Annotated in this window: 1 protein-coding gene; it reads left to right on the forward strand. The window is 55.9% G+C overall.

The features are described from left to right. Nucleotides 1-52 precede the first annotated feature (52 nt). Nucleotides 53-331, forward strand: a 279-nt coding sequence (locus Q5L94_RS13515) for a hypothetical protein (protein WP_317498880.1), incomplete at its 3' end; no start/stop codon positions are given.

Below are 331 nucleotides of genomic sequence, written 5' to 3' on the forward strand. Positions count from 1 at the left end.
GCCTCAGAAGGCAGAGGAAATCATTGCATTTCTTTCGCTTCGGGCCACCGGAATGGAAACTGAGTGGGCTGGCGCCCCGCAAGCACCAGTTTACGCGATGGATCCCGTTGCAGGTCGGAAGGGAACTATCCACGTGCTGCGCCTACATGGCACCATTATGCCGCGTGGAGGAATGATGGCACGAATGTCTGGTGGAGCATCACTGGAGATGTTTCAGAAGGCGTTCGCTCAAGCTGCAAATGACAGCAACGCATCAGCGATCATCATTGATTTCGACAGTCCAGGCGGGATGGTGTCGCAGGTGCCAGAGACGAGATCGGAAGAGCGTCGT

The organism is Idiomarina sp. Sol25, assembly GCF_033052775.1.
Taxonomy (GTDB): domain Bacteria; phylum Pseudomonadota; class Gammaproteobacteria; order Enterobacterales; family Alteromonadaceae; genus Idiomarina.